Source organism: Pseudomonas sp. 21, assembly GCF_000955805.1.
Taxonomy (GTDB): Bacteria; Pseudomonadota; Gammaproteobacteria; order Pseudomonadales; family Pseudomonadaceae; genus Pseudomonas.
Genome location: NZ_JYOA01000010.1, coordinates 521,646 through 537,330, shown reverse-complemented (window position 1 = coordinate 537,330; position 15,685 = coordinate 521,646). Strand labels below are relative to the sequence as shown.

The following is a 15,685-nucleotide window of genomic DNA, read 5'->3' as shown; positions in this document are numbered from 1 at the left end:
CATGGCCCGCTCCTACAGGAGACGCACCAACGAAAACGGCGCCCCAGGGGCGCCGTTTTCATAGCGGAGGGGAAGCACGTCAACGCAACTGGCTGTCCTTGCTGCCGCGGCGGTTGTAGCCGGCGTAGCTGGCCTGCTCCTTGTCGTGCTCGGCCTGGCAGTTCACGCACAGGCGCACGCCGGGGATGGCCTTGCGCCGCGCCTCGGGAATCGGCGCGTCGCACTCCTCGCAATGGGTCAGGCTCTCGCCCTTGGGCATCTGGTTGCGCGCCCGTGCGATGGCGTCCTCGATGGTGCTGTCGATCTGTTCCTGAACCGCTCCGTCGTTTGCCCAGCCGCTGGCCATGGCGACCTCCCGTGGAATAGTCGTGACTTCTGAAGATATGCAGGGCGACGGCAGTGATTGCAAGGGCGATGGCGCAGGAAGCGACGAGTGTGTCGCCGGGAAACCAGATACGTCTGATGGTCCGCACGGGCATGCCTGCCGAGAATCGGGAGACCTCTGACTGTCGGAACCCCGCCATGCGCCATGCCTGCACCCTGATCGCCAGCCTCCTGCTCGCCGGCCTGTTGCCGCGCGCCGCCAATGCCGACGCCGTGGATGCCAGCCTGCGCGACATGGAGCGCTACCTGCTGCTGTACAGTGCCACCGGCGACGACCGTTTCCTCGCGCGGCTGGATGGCCTCGGGCCGGGTTTCGAGCAGCAGCTGTCGCAGCAGAAGAATGCCGCCCACCTGCAGGACCTCTGGCAGCTTTATCGACAGGCCCTGGATCAGGTGCGTGCGGCTTACTCGCAGAAGGACGCGGACCTGCAGCACGCGGTGGCACAGACGCGGGAGGTGGCCGGGCTGTTCGACACCTTCATCCTCACGCGGAATCCGGCATCAAAGGGGCTTGAAGACGAGTTGCGCGAGCTGGCGCTGCTGGAGGCGCGGCGGGCCAACGGGCGCTTGCTGGGGAAGGAAAGCGAGGGCGATGCGGCACGCATCGGAGAGCTGCAGGAACTGATCGGCGAACGCCTGGCGGCATTACCCGCCGGTGCCAGCCGGGACTCCCTGCTCTCGCGCTGGAGCTACCTGCGCAAGGCGGAGAAACCCGAAGGCACTCTGCTCTATCCCTTCAACGCCCAGGTCGAATACCTGCTGGCGCATCTGCCGCGCAGCTGAGCGGCGCAGGAAAGAACAAAACAGAACAGGCGGTCCTACTCTTTGACTTCCATGTATTCGCGCGCCCAGATCTGGTACTCCTCGGGCAGCGTGTACTTCTTCGCCAGCTCCGAAGCAGTCAGGTCGGAGGCATGCACGCCGCGCTGCTCGCGCAGGCAGTCGTAGGTGGCCTTGATCGCGGCGAAGTAGGCGGCGTGGCCGTCGACCACGATGCGCACCCCCAGCTCGGCCAGTCGCGCGTCGTCGCGCAGCTCCGGGTTGCCGTAGGACACCAGCATCAGCGGCACGGACAGGTGGCGGGAGATGGCTTCCAGATGGTCGAAATCGCGGATGCCGACCATGCAGATACCGTCGGCGCCGGCAGCCTGGTAGGCCAGGGTGCGGCGGATCACGTCGTCCACTTCCAGCACTTCGGCGTTGGTGCGAGCAATGATCGCCATTTCCGAGTCGATGCGCGCTTCCAGTGCCGCGCGGATCTTGCCGACCCCTTCCTCGACCGGGATCAGGTCGGTGGACTTACGGCCGAACTGCGCGGGCAGCAGGGTGTCCTCGATGGTCAGTGCGGCCACGCCGGCGCGTTCCAGCTCGACGATGGTGCGCATGGTGTTCAGCGCATTGCCATAGCCGTGGTCGGCGTCGGCGATCACCGGCAGACGGGCGACGCGACCGATGCGGGTGGCCTGCTCGGTGAATTCGCTCAGGGTGATCAGCGCGAAATCAGGCGCCGCCAAAACTTGTAGTGAAGCTACAGAACCGCCCAGGATGCCCACTTCGAAACCCAGGTCGCCGGCGATGCGCGCCGACATGGGATCGAACACCGAAGCGGTGTGATAGCAGGCTGAAGAATTCAGTAAGGCGCGGAAATCCTTGCGCAATTCGTGGAAGGAGGCTCTGTGCATGGTGGGATCCAACTGCTAATACGGGGTGGGAGAACGAAAATCAGATAGTGGAAAACTCTTGTAGGAAAACTACAGGAACACAATGTAGCAAAACTACAAGCTACTCCCCAAGCCCTCTTTGCCACCATAGCCTTCCGACGGATACCCTGAATTTCGGCGAACACTCGCGTAAACTGCGCGGCCGTTTTTTCTCCGGACACTTGCGCACCATGTTCCCGACCACTGCGGCCCGCGCCCTGGGCATCGACTTCGGCACCTCCAACTCCACCGTCGGCTGGTGGCGCCCGGACACCGAACCGCTGATCGCCCTGGAAGACGACAAGATCACCCTGCCCTCGGTGATCTTCTTCAACGTCGAGGAACGCCGCCCGGTCTATGGCCGCCTGGCCCTGCACGAATACCTGGAAGGCTACGAAGGCCGCCTGATGCGCTCGCTGAAAAGCCTGCTGGGTTCCTCGCTGCTGAAAAGCGAGACCACCGTGCTGGGCAGCGCCATGCCGTTCAAGGACCTGCTGGGGCTGTTCATCGGCGAACTGAAGAAGCGCGCCGAAGTGGTTGCCGGGCGCGAGTTCGACTCCGTGGTGCTGGGGCGTCCGGTGTTCTTCGTCGACGACGATCCCAAGGCCGACCAGGAAGCCCAGGACACCCTGGTGGCCGTGGCGCAGAAGCTCGGCTTCAAGGACGTCTCCTTCCAGTACGAACCGCTGGCCGCGGCCTTCGACTACGAGCGCAGCATCCAGCGTGAAGAGCTGGTGCTGATCGTCGACATCGGCGGCGGTACCTCGGACTTCTCGCTGGTGCGCCTGTCGCCGGAGCGTCGCGAAGTGGCCGACCGCCAGGGCGATATCCTCGCCACCGGCGGCGTGCACATTGGCGGTACCGACTTCGACAAGCAGCTGAGCATCCAGGGTGTAATGCCGCTGTTCGGCTACGGCAGCAAGATGAAGAGCGACGCCTTCATGCCGACCAGCTACCACCTCAACCTCGCCACCTGGCACACCATCAACGCGGTGTACGCGCAGAAGTCCCAACTGGCGCTGCAGAACATGCGCTACGACATCGTCGACGCCACCGGCATCGACCGCCTGTTCAAGCTCATCGAGCAGCGCGCCGGCCACTGGCTGGCGATGCAGGTGGAAGCCAGCAAGATCGAGCTGTCCGACACCGAGCGCCGCGACATCGACCTGATGCGTATCGAAGCGGGGCTGGTTGCCGAGCTGAGCCGTGACCTGTTCGAAGGCGCCATCGCCCCGCTGCTGGAGCGCGTGCGCGGCAGCATCACCGAACTGCTCAATTCCGCCGACGTGGACCCGGCGCGGGTCGACAGCGTGTTCTTCACCGGCGGCTCCTCCGGCGTGCCGGCGCTGCGCCAGAGCGTGGCGGCCATGCTGCCCAACGCCCGCCACGTCGATGGCGACCGTTTCGGCGGTATCGGCAACGGCCTGGCCATCGAGGCGATGAAGCGCTACGGCTGAGCGGTCGCTCACTGACGGACCTGCCGCCATGCGCTAGTGTGGCGGTAATACCCCTCGCGCCCGGAGTCCGCCATGCGCACCCTCCAACTGACCAGCCTGCTGCTCCTGTCCGCCGCGCTCTCCGCCTGCGGCCTGGGCGAGACCGCCGCCACCGCGGCCACCACCGCCAACCTGCAGGCCCAGCAGGCGCAACAGGCCCAGCAGCAGATGCAGCAGCTCAAGCAGCAGATCGATGCGGCCAACGTGCAGAGCCAGCAGCGCCTGGACGATGCCCTGAAAGAGGCCCAGTGAGGCCTGCGTCCTGCAGATTTCTTGAACGCCGGATCATGGCCTAGGCTCCAAGTTGAGCGAGTGAGTTGCTCAACCAAGGAGAACACCATGTACAAGCGATCACTGCTGGCGCTGTTGGTACTGGCCTCGGTGGCGGGCTGCGCATCCACCAAGGTGCAGAACCCGGTCAACTACATCACCTTCCGCGACCAGCCGCTGGTGCGCAATGTCGAGAAGGGAATGAGCCAGGAAGAAGTCCTGAAGATCGGCGGCACCCCGTCGTCGACGCAGAAACGCCTGATGAAACCGGGCAGCTGCAACAGCTACATCCTCAGCAAGGACGGGCAGCAACAGCCCTTCTACGTGAGCTTCGATAGCAGTGGCCGGGTGGACGGGTCGGGGTTCATGACCTGTTCCGAGCTGGACCGCCACGAGCGTGATTACCAGCCGTGACGAAGGTCTGAGCGATGAAGAAAATGCCCTCGCCCGCTGGCGGGGGCATTTTCGTTTGGCGCCTTCCTCTGGCACCGCGCCACAGGCTTGCGCGGGGGTAGTTCCCTGCGTGCGGTGGCGGTCTATCATCCCTGCAGCCATCTCAGGAGCCGCCCATGAAATACCGCATCATCGAACTGCCCGCCTTCCACGTGGTGGGCATGGACTACCGCGGCAGCGCGCCGGGTGACAGCATCGGCCTGCTGTGGCAGCGCTTCCTGCCGCGCGAGCAGGAAATCGCGGCCAGCGCGACGGACAAGACCGCCTATGGCGTCTGCACCCAGCTGCCGGGCGGTGAGTTCCACTACATCGCCGGCCTGCCGGTGGACGCTGGCGCCGCCGTGCCCGAGGGGATGATGGGTTTCGAGGTGCCCGCGCAGAAGTACGCGGTGTTCACCCACATCGGCCCGGTCACCGCCATCGCCGACAGCTTCCAGGCCATCTATTCCAGCCTCTTGGCCCGCCACGGCCTGGAGCCGAAGAAAGGCGTGGACCTTGAACGCTACACCGAGCGCTTCCTGGGGCCGGAAGACCCAGCTTCTGAAACCGACCTCTACGTGCCGATCTACTAGGCCTGCCTTGTAGGAGCGCGCCATGCGCGCGATCGCGGGCACGGCCCGCTCCTACAGGCATGCCCGCCCTCCACCTGCCGCTTACTTGCGCTTGGCCGGCGCCGGCGCCTTCGCCGGCTGCTTCATCTGCTGCAGCAGCGCCGCGCACTGGTTGTCGTCCTGCTTGCTCGGGGCGATCAGCGCCAGCAGCGCCGCCGCCGGAGCCACCGCCACGCCGAGGGCGACCATCCCTGCGCCACGGGCCGCCAGCGGCAGCACATGCACACCCGCTTTCGGGTTCTTGAAGGTGCCCTGCACATAGAGCGGCGAGCGCAGGGAGAAGATACGCACGCCCTTGCTCTGCGGAGTGATGTCCAGGTCCAGCTGCTCGGTGGCAAAGTTGGCCATGCCATCCACCGTGATGATGGCGTTCTCGGTATCGAAGGCGAACACCCGCGGCTTGGCCAGGCCGTTGGCGATGCCCACGTCGGCAGCAGCGCAGTTGATCTTCACCTCGTCATCGCCGAACAGCTTGTTCACCACGTAGTTACCCACGTTGAGCCCGGCAATCTCCATCAGGCTGCGACTGATGCGCCCGTCATTGATCAGCAGCTTCATCTCGCCGTTGGCGCCAGCGAGGATGGTTGCTACCGAGTTGCCGGTGCCGCTGATGGCCGCGTCGCCGTTGAGCTCGCCGAAACTGGACTGCATCGGCGCGAAGCTGGGGAACAGCTCCTTGAGCTTGAAGCTGCGCGCCTGCAGCTGGACCTTGCTCTGCAGCGGCGTCTTGCCGCCGTCCAGGCGGATATGCGAATCCAGCGTGCCGCCGGCCACGCCGAAACGCAGCGGTTCCAGGGTCAGCAGGCCATCGTTGAGCACCAGGTGGGTATAGAGGTCGCTGATCGGCAACTTGTCGCTGTGCACGATGCGCTTGCCGGTGAACTCCACGTCGGCGTCCATCGCGCGCCAGCGGTCGGTGCGGAACTCTTCCACCGGCAGCACCTTGTCCGCCGGCTGGCGGGTGCTCTGGCCGCGCGCCTGCTTCTCCTGGTTGGAGTCAGCGCCGATCAGCGGGCCGAGGTCGGCCATGCGCAGCTGGTCCGAGCGCAGCTTGCCGGAGAGCTTGGGCCGTGGCTGGCGATTGACGAACACCAGGTCGCCATGCAGATCGCTGTCGCCAACCTTGCCGTTGAAGTTCTCGTAGTGGAACTGCGCGCCGGCCGAATCATGCAGCTCGGCCTTCAGGCGGCCGTCGGTCTCGTAGGCCGGCGTATCGGGCAGGGTCACGCCGGTAAGCGGGAAGAGGTTGGCCATGCTGGTGCCAGCCAGCTTCAGGCGCAGGTCCAGCGCGCCGAGGTTCAGCGGGTCGACCAGGGTGCCGACGATGCTCGCACGCGTGCTGCCGGCGGCGACGTCGGCCTGCACCGGGAAGGGCTTGGCGGCGTCCTGCAGGGCAAGCATGCCGCCGACCTTGCCCGAGCCGTTGAGCGGCAGCCCCTTGTACTGGCCCTTGAGCTTCCAGCCGAACACGTAGTCCTGCGTGCCGGCCTTGTCGCCCCCGGCCAGCGCCTTGCCCGCCAACTGGCCGAAGGGCACCGGCTTGCCGAGCGGGTCCACCAGCAGCTCGAGGCGGGTCTTCAGGCTCTGGTCATCGAGGGTGACGCTGCCCTTGTCGAAGCCGATCTCGCCGATATCCAGCTTCCACGGCGACGGCGCGGGCGGAGCGTTGGGGTCTTCGTCCTTCTTCGGCAGCTCGAAGGTCCAGGTCGCCCGCCCATCCGCGAGCCGCAGCAGGTCGGCGCTGGGGCGGGTGAGGACGATCTGCGGGATGCGCACCGTCTGCCACAACAGCGGCAACGGGGCCAGGCGGAACTCGACTTTTTCGAGACTCGCAAAGTTCGGCGCGCGCGTCTTGCCCGCCGCCCAGTCCGGATTGCCCAGGGTAATGTCCTGCGCGCTGAAGTGTGGCCACGGCACGTAGGCGCGCCAGCCGCCCTCCTCCGGCTCGGTGCGCCAGAACACCTGCAGGTCGCCATTGATGGCGAAGGGGCGCCCCAGCTCGGCCGAGACCTTCTCGTTGATGGTCGGCTTCACCCGGTTCCAGTCGAAGGTGGCAATGAACACCACCAGCGCGGCGATCACCGCGATGAAACCCGTGAAGCTCCAGAGGCAGATTCGTTTCCCGCGCGTCATACCTGAACTCCCTGCTGGCCGCGTCGGTGGAAGCAGCGACGTCCCCACGCCGCTGCCGGTCATCATCGGCCGCCTGAGCATGCCGGGCCGGCATTCTCCCTTGGCCTGTGGTCTTGGACCAGCATAGCGAGGTGATGGCTCCCGCAATCTGCACGGCAATTTTGCGCAACGACGCTGCCGGGCAAAAAAACCAAACTTTCCAGGCAGGGCACGACTCACACCCTTGTGACCCGAACCATGCCACGCGCCACCGTAGCGCCGGCCCGCCGCAAGGAGACAACTGATGAACCAGGCACAACTGACCGACGTCCAGACCCTGCGCCAGAGGGCGCGCCAGAACATCGAGGACGGCGCAGTGACCGAGGGCTACCATGCCGACCGCAAGACCGTACTGCGTCTTCTCAATGAGTCGCTGGCGACCGAACTGGTCTGCTACCTGCGCTACAAGCGCCACTACTTCATGGCCACGGGGCTGAAGGCCAGCGTTGCCGCCGCCGAATTCCTCGAGCACGCCACCCAGGAACTGCAGCACGCCGACCTGCTGGCCGAGCGCATCATGCAGCTGGGCGGCGAGCCGGACTTCAATCCCCACGGACTGACCGAGCGCTCCCACGCCGAGTACGTGGCCGGCGCCAACCTGCGCGAGATGATTACCGAGAACCTGGTCGCCGAACGCATCGCCATCGACAGCTATCGGGAGATCGTCGTCTACCTGGGTGATGACGACCCGACCACGCGCCGCCTGTTCGAGGAGATCCTCGCCCAGGAGGAAGAGCACGCCGACGACATGGCCGACCTCCTGCAGGACCTCAAGTAGCCCCTCGCCATCGCCCACATCGATGCCCGGCTCCGGCCGGGCTTCGTGCTTGCGCGCGTCGCCATTCGGCGAAAACCCGCATCCCAGAGCCGTTGAGCCACGGCTGACCAACAAATACATCGAATAAACGGATACTACAAATCGCGCCGATATCGCCCATCAAAGGCGTTGATAGAAGTCAATTTTTACAATCAACTATCTGATTTTATTGAATTTATTTAACAATCATCGACATCGATAGCGACTATCTCCCGACATCGTTTTCCAATCGATAATCCAGAACAGATACTGAGTCCGTGTCCAACGAACTCCCCACTCTTTCTGGAGCCGCATCATGAAACGCACCCTCGTACTTGGCTTTGCCCTCTCCGTACTTGCTGCCAATGCCGCTTTCGCCGGCTCCCAGCAGGAATCCCCTGTGATCAACGCCAGCCAGACCCAGATCCTGGTTCAGGAAGGCGCCGAACGTAGCCTGGGTCAGCAGCAGAAACTACTGGACGCGGCCAAGGCCCGTATCGCCGAAAACGGCTCCAGCCAGTCGGTCGATCGCCTGATCCAGAAAATGAACGTGGCCGAGAACGGCTCCAGCCAGACCGTCGACCGCCTGCACAAGCAACTGGGCGTGGCTGAAAACGGTTCGAGCAAAACCATCGACCGTCTGCACAGCGAAATGAGCGTTGCCGAAAACGGTTCCAGCAAATCGGTTGACCGCCTGCACAAGCAACTGGGCGTCGCTGAAAACGGCTCGAGCAAAACCATCGACCGCCTGCACAGCGAAATGAGCGTTGCCGAAAATGGTTCGAGCCAGTCGGTTGACCGCCTGCACCAGGCAATGAACGTCGCCGAGAATGGCTCCAGCCAGACTGTCGACCGCCTGCACAAGCAGCTGGGCGTAGCTGAAAACGGTTCGAGCAAAACCATCGACCGCCTGCACAGCGAAATGAGCGTTGCCGAGAACGGCTCCGAGCACACCGTGGACCAGCTGCACAGCAACATGGTCGCCGAGTCCGGTGGCGATACCGTCTTCGACGCCCACCTGAAGGCGTAACGCTCGAAGCAGTACACCGCAAGGTGAGAGAAAAGCCCGGCCCCGCCGGGCTTTCTTATCGCTGGAAACCCGCGAACCCCCACCCTCGATAACAGGCCAGCCGTGATTTGTAACGGCGTCTTGCCTGAAACCTCCTGAAACACGCCAGAAAGCACCGCCCTAGAGCGGTTTTCGTCGTTCCATCATTGACGGCGATAGTAGAAATTAGCCGGCTAAATAATCGACATCACTGATGCTCTGTATTACCCAGCATCGTTTTTAAATCGATTTATCCGAAGGGAAAATAACCCTGTAGCCAAAACATACCGCCCCCCTTTCGGAGCCACACAACATGAAACGCCAGATCGCCCTCAGCCTTGCACTCACTTCCCTGATGTCCGCCAGCGCCGTCTTCGCCGCCCCGGCCATCCTCAACAACGGCCCGCGCTCCCTCCCGCAACACGAACACCAGCTGCAGCAGAAGAGCGCTGAAGCCCGTGTTGCCGAGAACGGCTCCGACCGCACTATCGATCGCCTGCACAAGCAGATGGAAGAAGCCCGCGTCGCCGACAACGGTTCCGAGCGCACCATCGACCGCCTGCACAAGCAGATGGAAGAAGCCCGCGTTGCCGACAACGGCTCCGAGCGCACCATCGACCGCCTGCACAAGCAGATGGATGACGTCCGCGTAGCCGAGAACGGCTCCGAGCACACCATCGACAAGCTGCACAGCAACATGGTCGCCGAGTCCGGTGGTGACACCGTGTTCGATGCTCACCTGAAGCGTGTTTCCTGATCCAGACGCAATACGCCTGACAGGCGAAAGAAAAGCCCGGCATCCGCCGGGCTTTCTCATTTCTGCGTTAGCGCAATTCGCTCAGTGCTTCGTCTCGCCGGCATCCGGCTCGCCATCGGAACGGCCGATGCTCGCCGGCGCTTCCACCACCAGTTCCTCCGGCACCTCCTCGACGCGCGGGTCCAGCGCGGCAGCCATCGGGCTGACGGTATCGGGCATGGCCACGTGGTGCAGCGGCGCCTCGTCGACGCGGTGCACACCGGTGACGCGCTTGGGCTGCACCCAGAAGATCAGGATCAGCGCATAGGCCGACACCAGCATGTAGAACATGCCCGGGCCGAAGTGGCGCATCATCGCGCCGGCGAACAGCGGGCCGATGCAGGCGCCGACGCCGTAGGTGGTCAGCAGCATGGCCGACAGTGCCACCCGGCGCGACTGCTCGACGTGGTCGTTACCCAGCGCCACCGCCAGCGGATAGAGGGTGAAGAGCAGCATGCCGGTGACGAAACCGTTGGCCAGCAGCAGCGTATAGGGCAGTTCGATCAGCCCCCACATCGGCACGGCGGCCAGGCAGAGCAGCAAGGCGTTGGCGCGGATCAGCCAGCTGCGATTCACCCGGTCCGACAACCAGCCCAGCGGCCACTGTGCGCAGAAGCCGGCGACGATGCACATGCCGACGAAGAAGCTCGACTGCGCGGTGTCCAGGCCGTTGCGCGCCGCATACACCGGCGCCAGGCCGTAGAACGCGCCGACCATCAGGCCGGCAACGAAGATGGTGCCCAGCGACTGCGGCACGCGCTTCCAGAAGAAACCGATCTCCAGCGGCGCCGCCACCAGCTTGGCCGGGTGGACGCGGCGGGTCAGCGCCAACGGGATCAGGCATGACGAGAAGCACATGGCGACCAGCAGCAGCGGCTTGTAATCCAGCGCCGGGCTCAGCGCCAGCAGGCCCTGGCCGACCACCAGGCCGGCATCCACCGCCACCATGTAGCCGGCGAACACCTTGCCGCGCTGGTGCCCTTCGGCCTGCTCGTTGAGCCAGCTCTCGATCACCATGTACTGGTTCATCATCACCGCGCCCATCACGAAGCGCAGGACGATCCACACCTCCAGTTGCGAGACCAGCGCATGGATCAGCACGATCACCGTCGCCATGCCGGCGCAGGCCACGTACGAACGAATGTGGCCGAAGCCGGCGATCAGCTTGTGGCCGAACTTGCCGCCACAGACCAGGCCGAAATAGTAGGCCGCCATCAGGCCGCCGACCCACAGGTCGCTGACGCCTTCCTGGGTCAGGCGCAGGCCCATGTAGGTGGTGAACAGGCCGGAGCCGGCGAGCATCAGCAGCGTGGCGGTATAGAGCGCGGGAAAGGTGACGAGCGGGCTGAACATGGCGAGTCCGGCAGGCAAATGAGGAATTGGGGGTATAACGGCAAGGTTAGCCGTCCGCACATCGGACAGCGGTCGTGCGGCAAAGATCACATGGTTTGCGGCAGGCGAGCATTATGGCCGCCGGCCAGCGCGCCGGCTATTGGACCGATACCCGTTCGGATGCCTGAAACCATCCCTGCGGGCGCGCGTCCAACGCAGTACGTACCCGGAGAATCGCCATGCTGCTCCAGGACCTGAAACCCTTCCTGCTCTACTGCACCCTGATCAACTACGCCATCCTGCTGGTCTGGTTCGCCGCCTTTACCCTCGCCCACGACTTCGTCTATCGCCTGCACACCCGCTGGTTCTCCCTGCCGGTGGAGCGATTCGATGGCATTCATTACGGCGGCATGGCGGCCTACAAGATCGGCGTCCTGCTGTTCAACCTGGTGCCACTGCTGGCGCTGTGCATGCTTTCCTGAATCGATACGCCACTGGTGCGACATCATGACCGTCGATCGGAAAGCAACTTGTTGAAATTTATTGGAAATACTCGGGTCGTAGGGTGCGTGCAGTTTTCAGGAGAACACCACGTGAACCACGCAACCCGCAGCCTGCGAAAGACTCTCGACGCCGTCGCCGCCAACAACGAGGCCACGGCCCTGGAAGTCATGCGGGCAGTCGAACAGGTCCAGGATGATCTGCTCCGACAGAAGCTGCTCAAGTCCATCCATCACCTCAACCAGGACGCCGCCGACCTGCGGGCCCTGCGTGAGGACATCGCCTCGCCCATGACCCGCCGCGCCTGACTCGACTCAGGCCAGCGCGGGCTGTGTCGGCCGGCGATGAATCCAGATGCGCTTGAGCACCGTGGCGAACTGCGCCGACAGGCGACCGCTGTTGTAGGTCTGGCCGTAGCGCGCGGCAATCGCCTGCACGTCCTTCGACAGCTGCGCATAGCGGCGCGCCGGCAGGTCCGGAAAGAGGTGGTGCTCGATCTGGTGGCTGAGGTTGCCGGTGAGGATGTGGAACAGCGGGCCCCCTTCCAGGTTGCTCGACCCGCGCAGCTGGCGCAGATACCAGTGGCCGCGCGTCTCGCCCTGCACCACCTCGGGCGGGAATACCGCCGCCTTCTCGGTGAAGTGCCCGCAGAAGATCACGGTGAAGGTCCACAGGTTGCGCATCAGGTTGGCGATGACGTTGCCCAGCAGCACCGCGCCGAACGCGCCGGCGAACAGGCCGAGCAGCGGGAACACGACGTAGTCCTTGACCCACTGGCGACCGACCTTGGCGTTGAACTGGCGCAGCAGCGGGCGCAGCTCCTCCTTGCTCATCCGCCCCTTCACGTACTTGTCCAGGCGCAGGTGCTGCACCGCCACGGCGTACTGGAACAGCAGCGCCTGGAGGGTCACCCACAGCGGCTGCCAGCGGTAGAAAGGTTTCCACCTCTGCTCGGGGAACAGCCGGACCACGCCGTAACCGACATCGTCGTCCATGCCCAGCACGTTGGTGTAGGTGTGGTGCACATGGTTGTGCGTGTGCCGCCAGAAATCCGCGGGGCCGACGATGTCCCACTCGTAGTGCTGGCCGGAGAATTCCGGATCGTTCATCCAGTCGTACTGGCCATGCATGACGTTGTGGCCCAGCTCCATGTTCTCCAGGATCTTGCCCAGCCCGAGCAGAAAGGTGCCCAGCAGCCAGGTCGGCGGGAACCAGCCGGCCATCAGCAGCGCGCGGCCGCTCCAGCAGCAGAAGCGCACCGCCGCGCGGATACGGCGGATGTAGCGGGCGTCTTTCTCGCCCAGGTCATGCAGGGTGCGCTGGCGCAGGGCGTCCAGTTCGGCACCGAAGGCCGCCAGTTCGGCGGCGCTGAGGTCGCGATCTTCGCGCATGGGCATTCTCCTGAAGATCAGAGATCGACGGTCAGGTCGCCCTGGGGCGCACTGACGCAGATACGGATGGGCTGGCCGGGCTCGCTGAACAGCTCGCCACTGCGCAGGTCACGCACGCAGCCGCTGACCAGCGTGCAGGTGCAGCGGGTGCAGACGCCCTGGCGGCAACCATGTACCGGACGCAGGCCATGGGACTCGGCCTGCTCCAGCAGGCTGCGGCGGCTATCACCGGTCACCTGAAGCGCGCTGCGGACGAAGCGCAGGCTCACGGCCTTTGCTGGCTCTCGATCCTCCCAGGCCGGCGGGCTGAAGCTTTCCACCTGCAGGCTGCGGCTGCTCGTGCCCAGCGCCTGGCGCACGCTTTCGACGAAACCGCCGGGGCCGCAGGCGAGCACATGGCGGCCATCCAGGTCGGCCACATGATCGCGCCGGAAGCGTCCGGACAACTCGCCGTCCCGCGCGGCATCGCCGCTCAGCGCCCAACGCAGTTCGAGATTCGGGTATTGCCGCGCCAGTGCTTCCAACCCCACGACAAAAGCCTTCTGGCCGCGCTCGCGGACGTAGTGCAGCAACGTCACCGGGCCGCCGTAACCACGCGCCAGCGCCTCGCGGAGCAGACCGAGCAGGGGCGTCAGGCCACTGCCCGCGGCCAGCAGCAGCACGCCCCGGTCATCGGCCGGCCAGCTCAGCTCGCCATCCGGCAGGCCCAGCTCCAGCACGTCACCGACGCACAGTCGCTGCAGCAGGAAGGAAGAAATCCGCCCACCCGGCTGCAGCTTCACGGCGAACTCCAGGCAGCCGTCTTCGGCGATGCGCGTCAGGCTGTAGCTGCGGCTGTGACGCACGCCGTCGCGCTCGACGAACAGCTGCAGGTGCTGGCCGGGGCGCGCGCCGCGCCAGTGCGCATTGGGGCGCAGGCGCAATTCCAGCATGTCGTCCGCCACCCACTGCCGCGCCTCGACCCTCGCGTATACCCGCCGCAGCGACCAGCCACGGTTGCAGGCGCGCAACAGCGCATCGACGTCCGACTCGCGCAGCCACTGGCCGCGCACCAGAGCGCGCAACGGCGACAAGAGCGGCGAGACGAAGCGCAGGCCGGTGAAGGGAAACAGGGACATGGGCGAACACCAGACAGTAAACACGTGTTCACTTAAAATCGCATGCGCCGGACTTTTCAGTCAACACATGTTCACTGGAGCGCTCACGAACTTCCCAAACGCCAGGCGGCATTTGCTAGAGTGCCTGCGCCTTCGCCTTGGATAGCACCGCCGTATGTCCACTCCCCGTGCCGAACAGAAACAACAGACCCGCCTGGCCCTGATGGATGCCGCGCGCAGCCTGATGGACAGCGGCCGCGGCTTCGGCAGCCTGAGCCTGCGGGAAGTGGCGAAGACCGCAGGGATCGTGCCGGCGGGCTTCTACCGGCACTTCACCGACATGGACCAGCTCGGCCTCGCCCTGGTGGCCGATGTCGACGAAACCTTCCGCGAGACCCTGCGCGTGGTGCGCCGCAACGAGTTCGAGCTGGGCGGCGTGATCGAGGCCTCCGTGCGCATCTTCCTCGACGCCGTGACCGCCAATCGCACCCAGTTTCTCTTCCTCGCCCGCGAGCAGTACGGCGGCTCGCACCCGATCCGCCAGGCCGTGGGCGCCCTGCGCCAGCGCATCACCGACGACCTGGCCGCTGACCTGGCGCTGCTCAACAAGCTGCCGCACCTCACCGCCCAGGACATCGACGTGATCGCCGACCTGGTGGTCAAGACGGTGTTCGCCACCCTGCCCGAGCTGATCGACCCGCCGGCCGACAGCCTGCCGACGCACCTCTCGCCCCAGGCCAAGATCACCCAGCAGCTGCGCTTCATCATGATCGGCGCCAAGCACTGGACCGGGATCGGCTCGCGGCCCTGAGCTCCTCGCGCCTCAGTGGGCCCGACCTGTAGGAGCGAGCTTGCTCGCGAACAACTTCCGCAGCGGGGTCGGTTCGCGAGCAAGCTCGCTCCTACAAAGAGCCCTGTCGCCCCGCCTTGGTGCGCACCGTTTTCGTGCGCACCAATGTTGCGCACACGCACCATTCCTGATCGTTCGGACAACGCCGCCAGGCCGCGCCAGCGCTAGCTGAGGCCGACGCTGGCAAGCCCCTTGCTGTAGCACCGCCATTGCTACTGCCGGACGCTGCCATGCTGGTCATCCACCAACGAACCGCCCCCTGCGAACACTGGGACGCCGAGCTGCGCCTGAACTACGAGGCGCGCAGCAAGAGCCGCCTGCGCTGCTTCAGCACCACCGGTGAAGACGTCGGCCTGTTCCTCGAACGCGGCCAGTCGCCGCTGACCGATGGCGAATGCCTGCTGGCCAACGATGGTCGCGTGGTACGTGTCTGCGCCGCGCCGGAAAAACTGCTCCACGTCACCTGCGCCAATGCCCGAGAGCTGAACCGCGCGGCCTATCACCTGGGCAATCGCCATGTCGCCCTGCAGGTCGGCGAAGGCTGGCTGCGCCTGCTCGACGACTACGTACTCAAGGCCATGCTCGACCAGCTGGGTGCCACGGTGGAGGCCATTGAAGCGCCCTTCCAGCCGGAGCACGGCGCCTACGGCGGCGGCCATCACCACTCGCACCACGGCGAAGAGCAGTTCAACTACGCGCCGAAGCTGCATCAGTTCGGGGGTCGGTTGTGAGGCTCCGGCGCTGGGCTATTTCCCTCACCCCAGCCCTCTCCCTCAGGGAGAGGGGGC

The 15,685-nt window shown here is 65.0% G+C and carries 18 protein-coding genes; 12 read left to right on the top strand and 6 right to left on the bottom strand.

Annotation, left to right across the window (positions count from 1 at the left end; all coding sequences use genetic code 11):
• Positions 1–79: 79 nt before the first annotated feature.
• Positions 80–346, bottom strand: a complete 267-nt coding sequence (locus UB43_RS24330) for a DksA/TraR family C4-type zinc finger protein (protein ID WP_045216354.1) — start codon at positions 344–346, stop codon at positions 80–82.
• A gap of 176 nt (positions 347–522) precedes the next feature.
• Between UB43_RS24330 and UB43_RS24325 the strand changes: the two genes are divergently transcribed.
• Positions 523–1,167: a hypothetical protein gene (locus UB43_RS24325; protein WP_045216353.1), complete on the top strand. Its 645-nt coding sequence runs from the start codon at positions 523–525 to the stop codon at positions 1,165–1,167.
• A gap of 35 nt (positions 1,168–1,202) precedes the next feature.
• On the opposite strand, the gene UB43_RS24320 is transcribed toward UB43_RS24325, so the two are convergent.
• Positions 1,203–2,066, bottom strand: a complete 864-nt coding sequence (locus UB43_RS24320; RefSeq protein ID WP_017518216.1) for an oxaloacetate decarboxylase — start codon at positions 2,064–2,066, stop codon at positions 1,203–1,205.
• Positions 2,067–2,275: 209 nt separating this feature from the next.
• Here UB43_RS24320 and UB43_RS24315 point away from each other — a divergent pair, with 209 nt between their 5' ends.
• From UB43_RS24315 to UB43_RS24300, 4 genes are all read left to right on the top strand, one after another.
• Positions 2,276–3,541, top strand: a complete 1,266-nt coding sequence (locus UB43_RS24315; protein ID WP_045216350.1) for an Hsp70 family protein — start codon at positions 2,276–2,278, stop codon at positions 3,539–3,541.
• Positions 3,542–3,613: 72 nt separating this feature from the next.
• Positions 3,614–3,832, top strand: a complete 219-nt coding sequence (locus UB43_RS24310) for a hypothetical protein (RefSeq protein ID WP_045216349.1) — start codon at positions 3,614–3,616, stop codon at positions 3,830–3,832.
• Between the two features lie 87 nt (positions 3,833–3,919).
• Positions 3,920–4,264, top strand: coding sequence for an osmotically-inducible lipoprotein OsmE (gene osmE / locus UB43_RS24305; RefSeq protein ID WP_045216348.1), 345 nt, complete (start codon positions 3,920–3,922; stop codon positions 4,262–4,264).
• A 155-nt stretch (positions 4,265–4,419) separates the two neighbouring features.
• Positions 4,420–4,875: a GyrI-like domain-containing protein gene (locus UB43_RS24300; RefSeq protein WP_045216346.1), complete on the top strand. Its 456-nt coding sequence runs from the start codon at positions 4,420–4,422 to the stop codon at positions 4,873–4,875.
• 81 nt (positions 4,876–4,956) lie between these two features.
• On the opposite strand, the gene UB43_RS24295 is transcribed toward UB43_RS24300, so the two are convergent.
• Positions 4,957–7,047, bottom strand: coding sequence for an AsmA family protein (locus UB43_RS24295; RefSeq protein ID WP_045216342.1), 2,091 nt, complete (start codon positions 7,045–7,047; stop codon positions 4,957–4,959).
• A 283-nt stretch (positions 7,048–7,330) separates the two neighbouring features.
• Between UB43_RS24295 and UB43_RS24290 the strand changes: the two genes are divergently transcribed.
• From UB43_RS24290 to UB43_RS24280, 3 genes are all read left to right on the top strand, one after another.
• Positions 7,331–7,864 (top strand): bacterioferritin, encoded by a 534-nt coding sequence (locus UB43_RS24290; protein WP_045216340.1) that lies wholly within the window; start codon positions 7,331–7,333, stop codon positions 7,862–7,864.
• A gap of 334 nt (positions 7,865–8,198) precedes the next feature.
• Positions 8,199–8,912 (top strand): hypothetical protein, encoded by a 714-nt coding sequence (locus UB43_RS24285; protein WP_045216339.1) that lies wholly within the window; start codon positions 8,199–8,201, stop codon positions 8,910–8,912.
• Between the two features lie 331 nt (positions 8,913–9,243).
• Complete coding sequence (locus UB43_RS24280) at positions 9,244–9,687, top strand: hypothetical protein (protein WP_045216335.1); 444 nt, start codon at positions 9,244–9,246, stop codon at positions 9,685–9,687.
• An 81-nt stretch (positions 9,688–9,768) separates the two neighbouring features.
• Here UB43_RS24280 and UB43_RS24275 read toward each other — a convergent pair whose 3' ends face one another.
• Complete coding sequence (locus tag UB43_RS24275) at positions 9,769–11,079, bottom strand: MFS transporter (RefSeq protein WP_045216334.1); 1,311 nt, start codon at positions 11,077–11,079, stop codon at positions 9,769–9,771.
• Between the two features lie 218 nt (positions 11,080–11,297).
• On the opposite strand from UB43_RS24275, the gene UB43_RS24270 reads away from it, so the two are divergent.
• Both UB43_RS24270 and UB43_RS24265 read left to right on the top strand, forming a co-directional pair.
• Positions 11,298–11,540, top strand: a complete 243-nt coding sequence (locus tag UB43_RS24270; RefSeq protein ID WP_045216333.1) for a DUF6868 family protein — start codon at positions 11,298–11,300, stop codon at positions 11,538–11,540.
• 111 nt (positions 11,541–11,651) lie between these two features.
• Positions 11,652–11,867, top strand: coding sequence for a hypothetical protein (locus UB43_RS24265; RefSeq protein WP_045216330.1), 216 nt, complete (start codon positions 11,652–11,654; stop codon positions 11,865–11,867).
• Positions 11,868–11,873: 6 nt separating this feature from the next.
• Here the strand turns inward: UB43_RS24265 and UB43_RS24260 are convergent, their stop codons facing one another.
• Both UB43_RS24260 and UB43_RS24255 read right to left on the bottom strand, forming a co-directional pair.
• Positions 11,874–12,950, bottom strand: coding sequence for a fatty acid desaturase (locus UB43_RS24260; protein WP_045216327.1), 1,077 nt, complete (start codon positions 12,948–12,950; stop codon positions 11,874–11,876).
• Between the two features lie 17 nt (positions 12,951–12,967).
• Positions 12,968–14,068, bottom strand: coding sequence for a flavin reductase family protein (locus UB43_RS24255; RefSeq protein WP_045216324.1), 1,101 nt, complete (start codon positions 14,066–14,068; stop codon positions 12,968–12,970).
• 154 nt (positions 14,069–14,222) lie between these two features.
• Here UB43_RS24255 and UB43_RS24250 point away from each other — a divergent pair, with 154 nt between their 5' ends.
• Positions 14,223–14,858 (top strand): TetR family transcriptional regulator, encoded by a 636-nt coding sequence (locus UB43_RS24250; RefSeq protein ID WP_045216319.1) that lies wholly within the window; start codon positions 14,223–14,225, stop codon positions 14,856–14,858.
• Positions 14,859–15,127: 269 nt separating this feature from the next.
• Positions 15,128–15,628, top strand: coding sequence for an urease accessory protein UreE (gene ureE, locus UB43_RS24245; protein ID WP_045216316.1), 501 nt, complete (start codon positions 15,128–15,130; stop codon positions 15,626–15,628).
• Positions 15,629–15,685 lie beyond the last annotated feature (57 nt).

What these genes read in the sequence shown, in the direction of transcription:
- UB43_RS24255 (WP_045216324.1), bottom strand. Translation starts at nt 14,068, where the DNA reads ATGTCCCTGTTTCCCTTCACCGGCCTGCGCTTCGTCTCGCCGCTCTTG.
- UB43_RS24280 (WP_045216335.1), top strand. Translation starts at nt 9,244, where the DNA reads ATGAAACGCCAGATCGCCCTCAGCCTTGCACTCACTTCCCTGATGTCC.
- UB43_RS24325 (WP_045216353.1), top strand. Translation starts at nt 523, where the DNA reads ATGCGCCATGCCTGCACCCTGATCGCCAGCCTCCTGCTCGCCGGCCTG.
- UB43_RS24270 (WP_045216333.1), top strand. Translation starts at nt 11,298, where the DNA reads ATGCTGCTCCAGGACCTGAAACCCTTCCTGCTCTACTGCACCCTGATC.
- UB43_RS24330 (WP_045216354.1), bottom strand. Translation starts at nt 346, where the DNA reads ATGGCCAGCGGCTGGGCAAACGACGGAGCGGTTCAGGAACAGATCGAC.
- UB43_RS24250 (WP_045216319.1), top strand. Translation starts at nt 14,223, where the DNA reads ATGTCCACTCCCCGTGCCGAACAGAAACAACAGACCCGCCTGGCCCTG.
- osmE (WP_045216348.1), top strand. Translation starts at nt 3,920, where the DNA reads ATGTACAAGCGATCACTGCTGGCGCTGTTGGTACTGGCCTCGGTGGCG.
- UB43_RS24300 (WP_045216346.1), top strand. Translation starts at nt 4,420, where the DNA reads ATGAAATACCGCATCATCGAACTGCCCGCCTTCCACGTGGTGGGCATG.
- UB43_RS24260 (WP_045216327.1), bottom strand. Translation starts at nt 12,950, where the DNA reads ATGCGCGAAGATCGCGACCTCAGCGCCGCCGAACTGGCGGCCTTCGGT.
- UB43_RS24320 (WP_017518216.1), bottom strand. Translation starts at nt 2,066, where the DNA reads ATGCACAGAGCCTCCTTCCACGAATTGCGCAAGGATTTCCGCGCCTTA.
- UB43_RS24310 (WP_045216349.1), top strand. Translation starts at nt 3,614, where the DNA reads ATGCGCACCCTCCAACTGACCAGCCTGCTGCTCCTGTCCGCCGCGCTC.
- ureE (WP_045216316.1), top strand. Translation starts at nt 15,128, where the DNA reads ATGCTGGTCATCCACCAACGAACCGCCCCCTGCGAACACTGGGACGCC.
- UB43_RS24285 (WP_045216339.1), top strand. Translation starts at nt 8,199, where the DNA reads ATGAAACGCACCCTCGTACTTGGCTTTGCCCTCTCCGTACTTGCTGCC.
- UB43_RS24315 (WP_045216350.1), top strand. Translation starts at nt 2,276, where the DNA reads ATGTTCCCGACCACTGCGGCCCGCGCCCTGGGCATCGACTTCGGCACC.
- UB43_RS24290 (WP_045216340.1), top strand. Translation starts at nt 7,331, where the DNA reads ATGAACCAGGCACAACTGACCGACGTCCAGACCCTGCGCCAGAGGGCG.
- UB43_RS24295 (WP_045216342.1), bottom strand. Translation starts at nt 7,047, where the DNA reads ATGACGCGCGGGAAACGAATCTGCCTCTGGAGCTTCACGGGTTTCATC.
- UB43_RS24275 (WP_045216334.1), bottom strand. Translation starts at nt 11,079, where the DNA reads ATGTTCAGCCCGCTCGTCACCTTTCCCGCGCTCTATACCGCCACGCTG.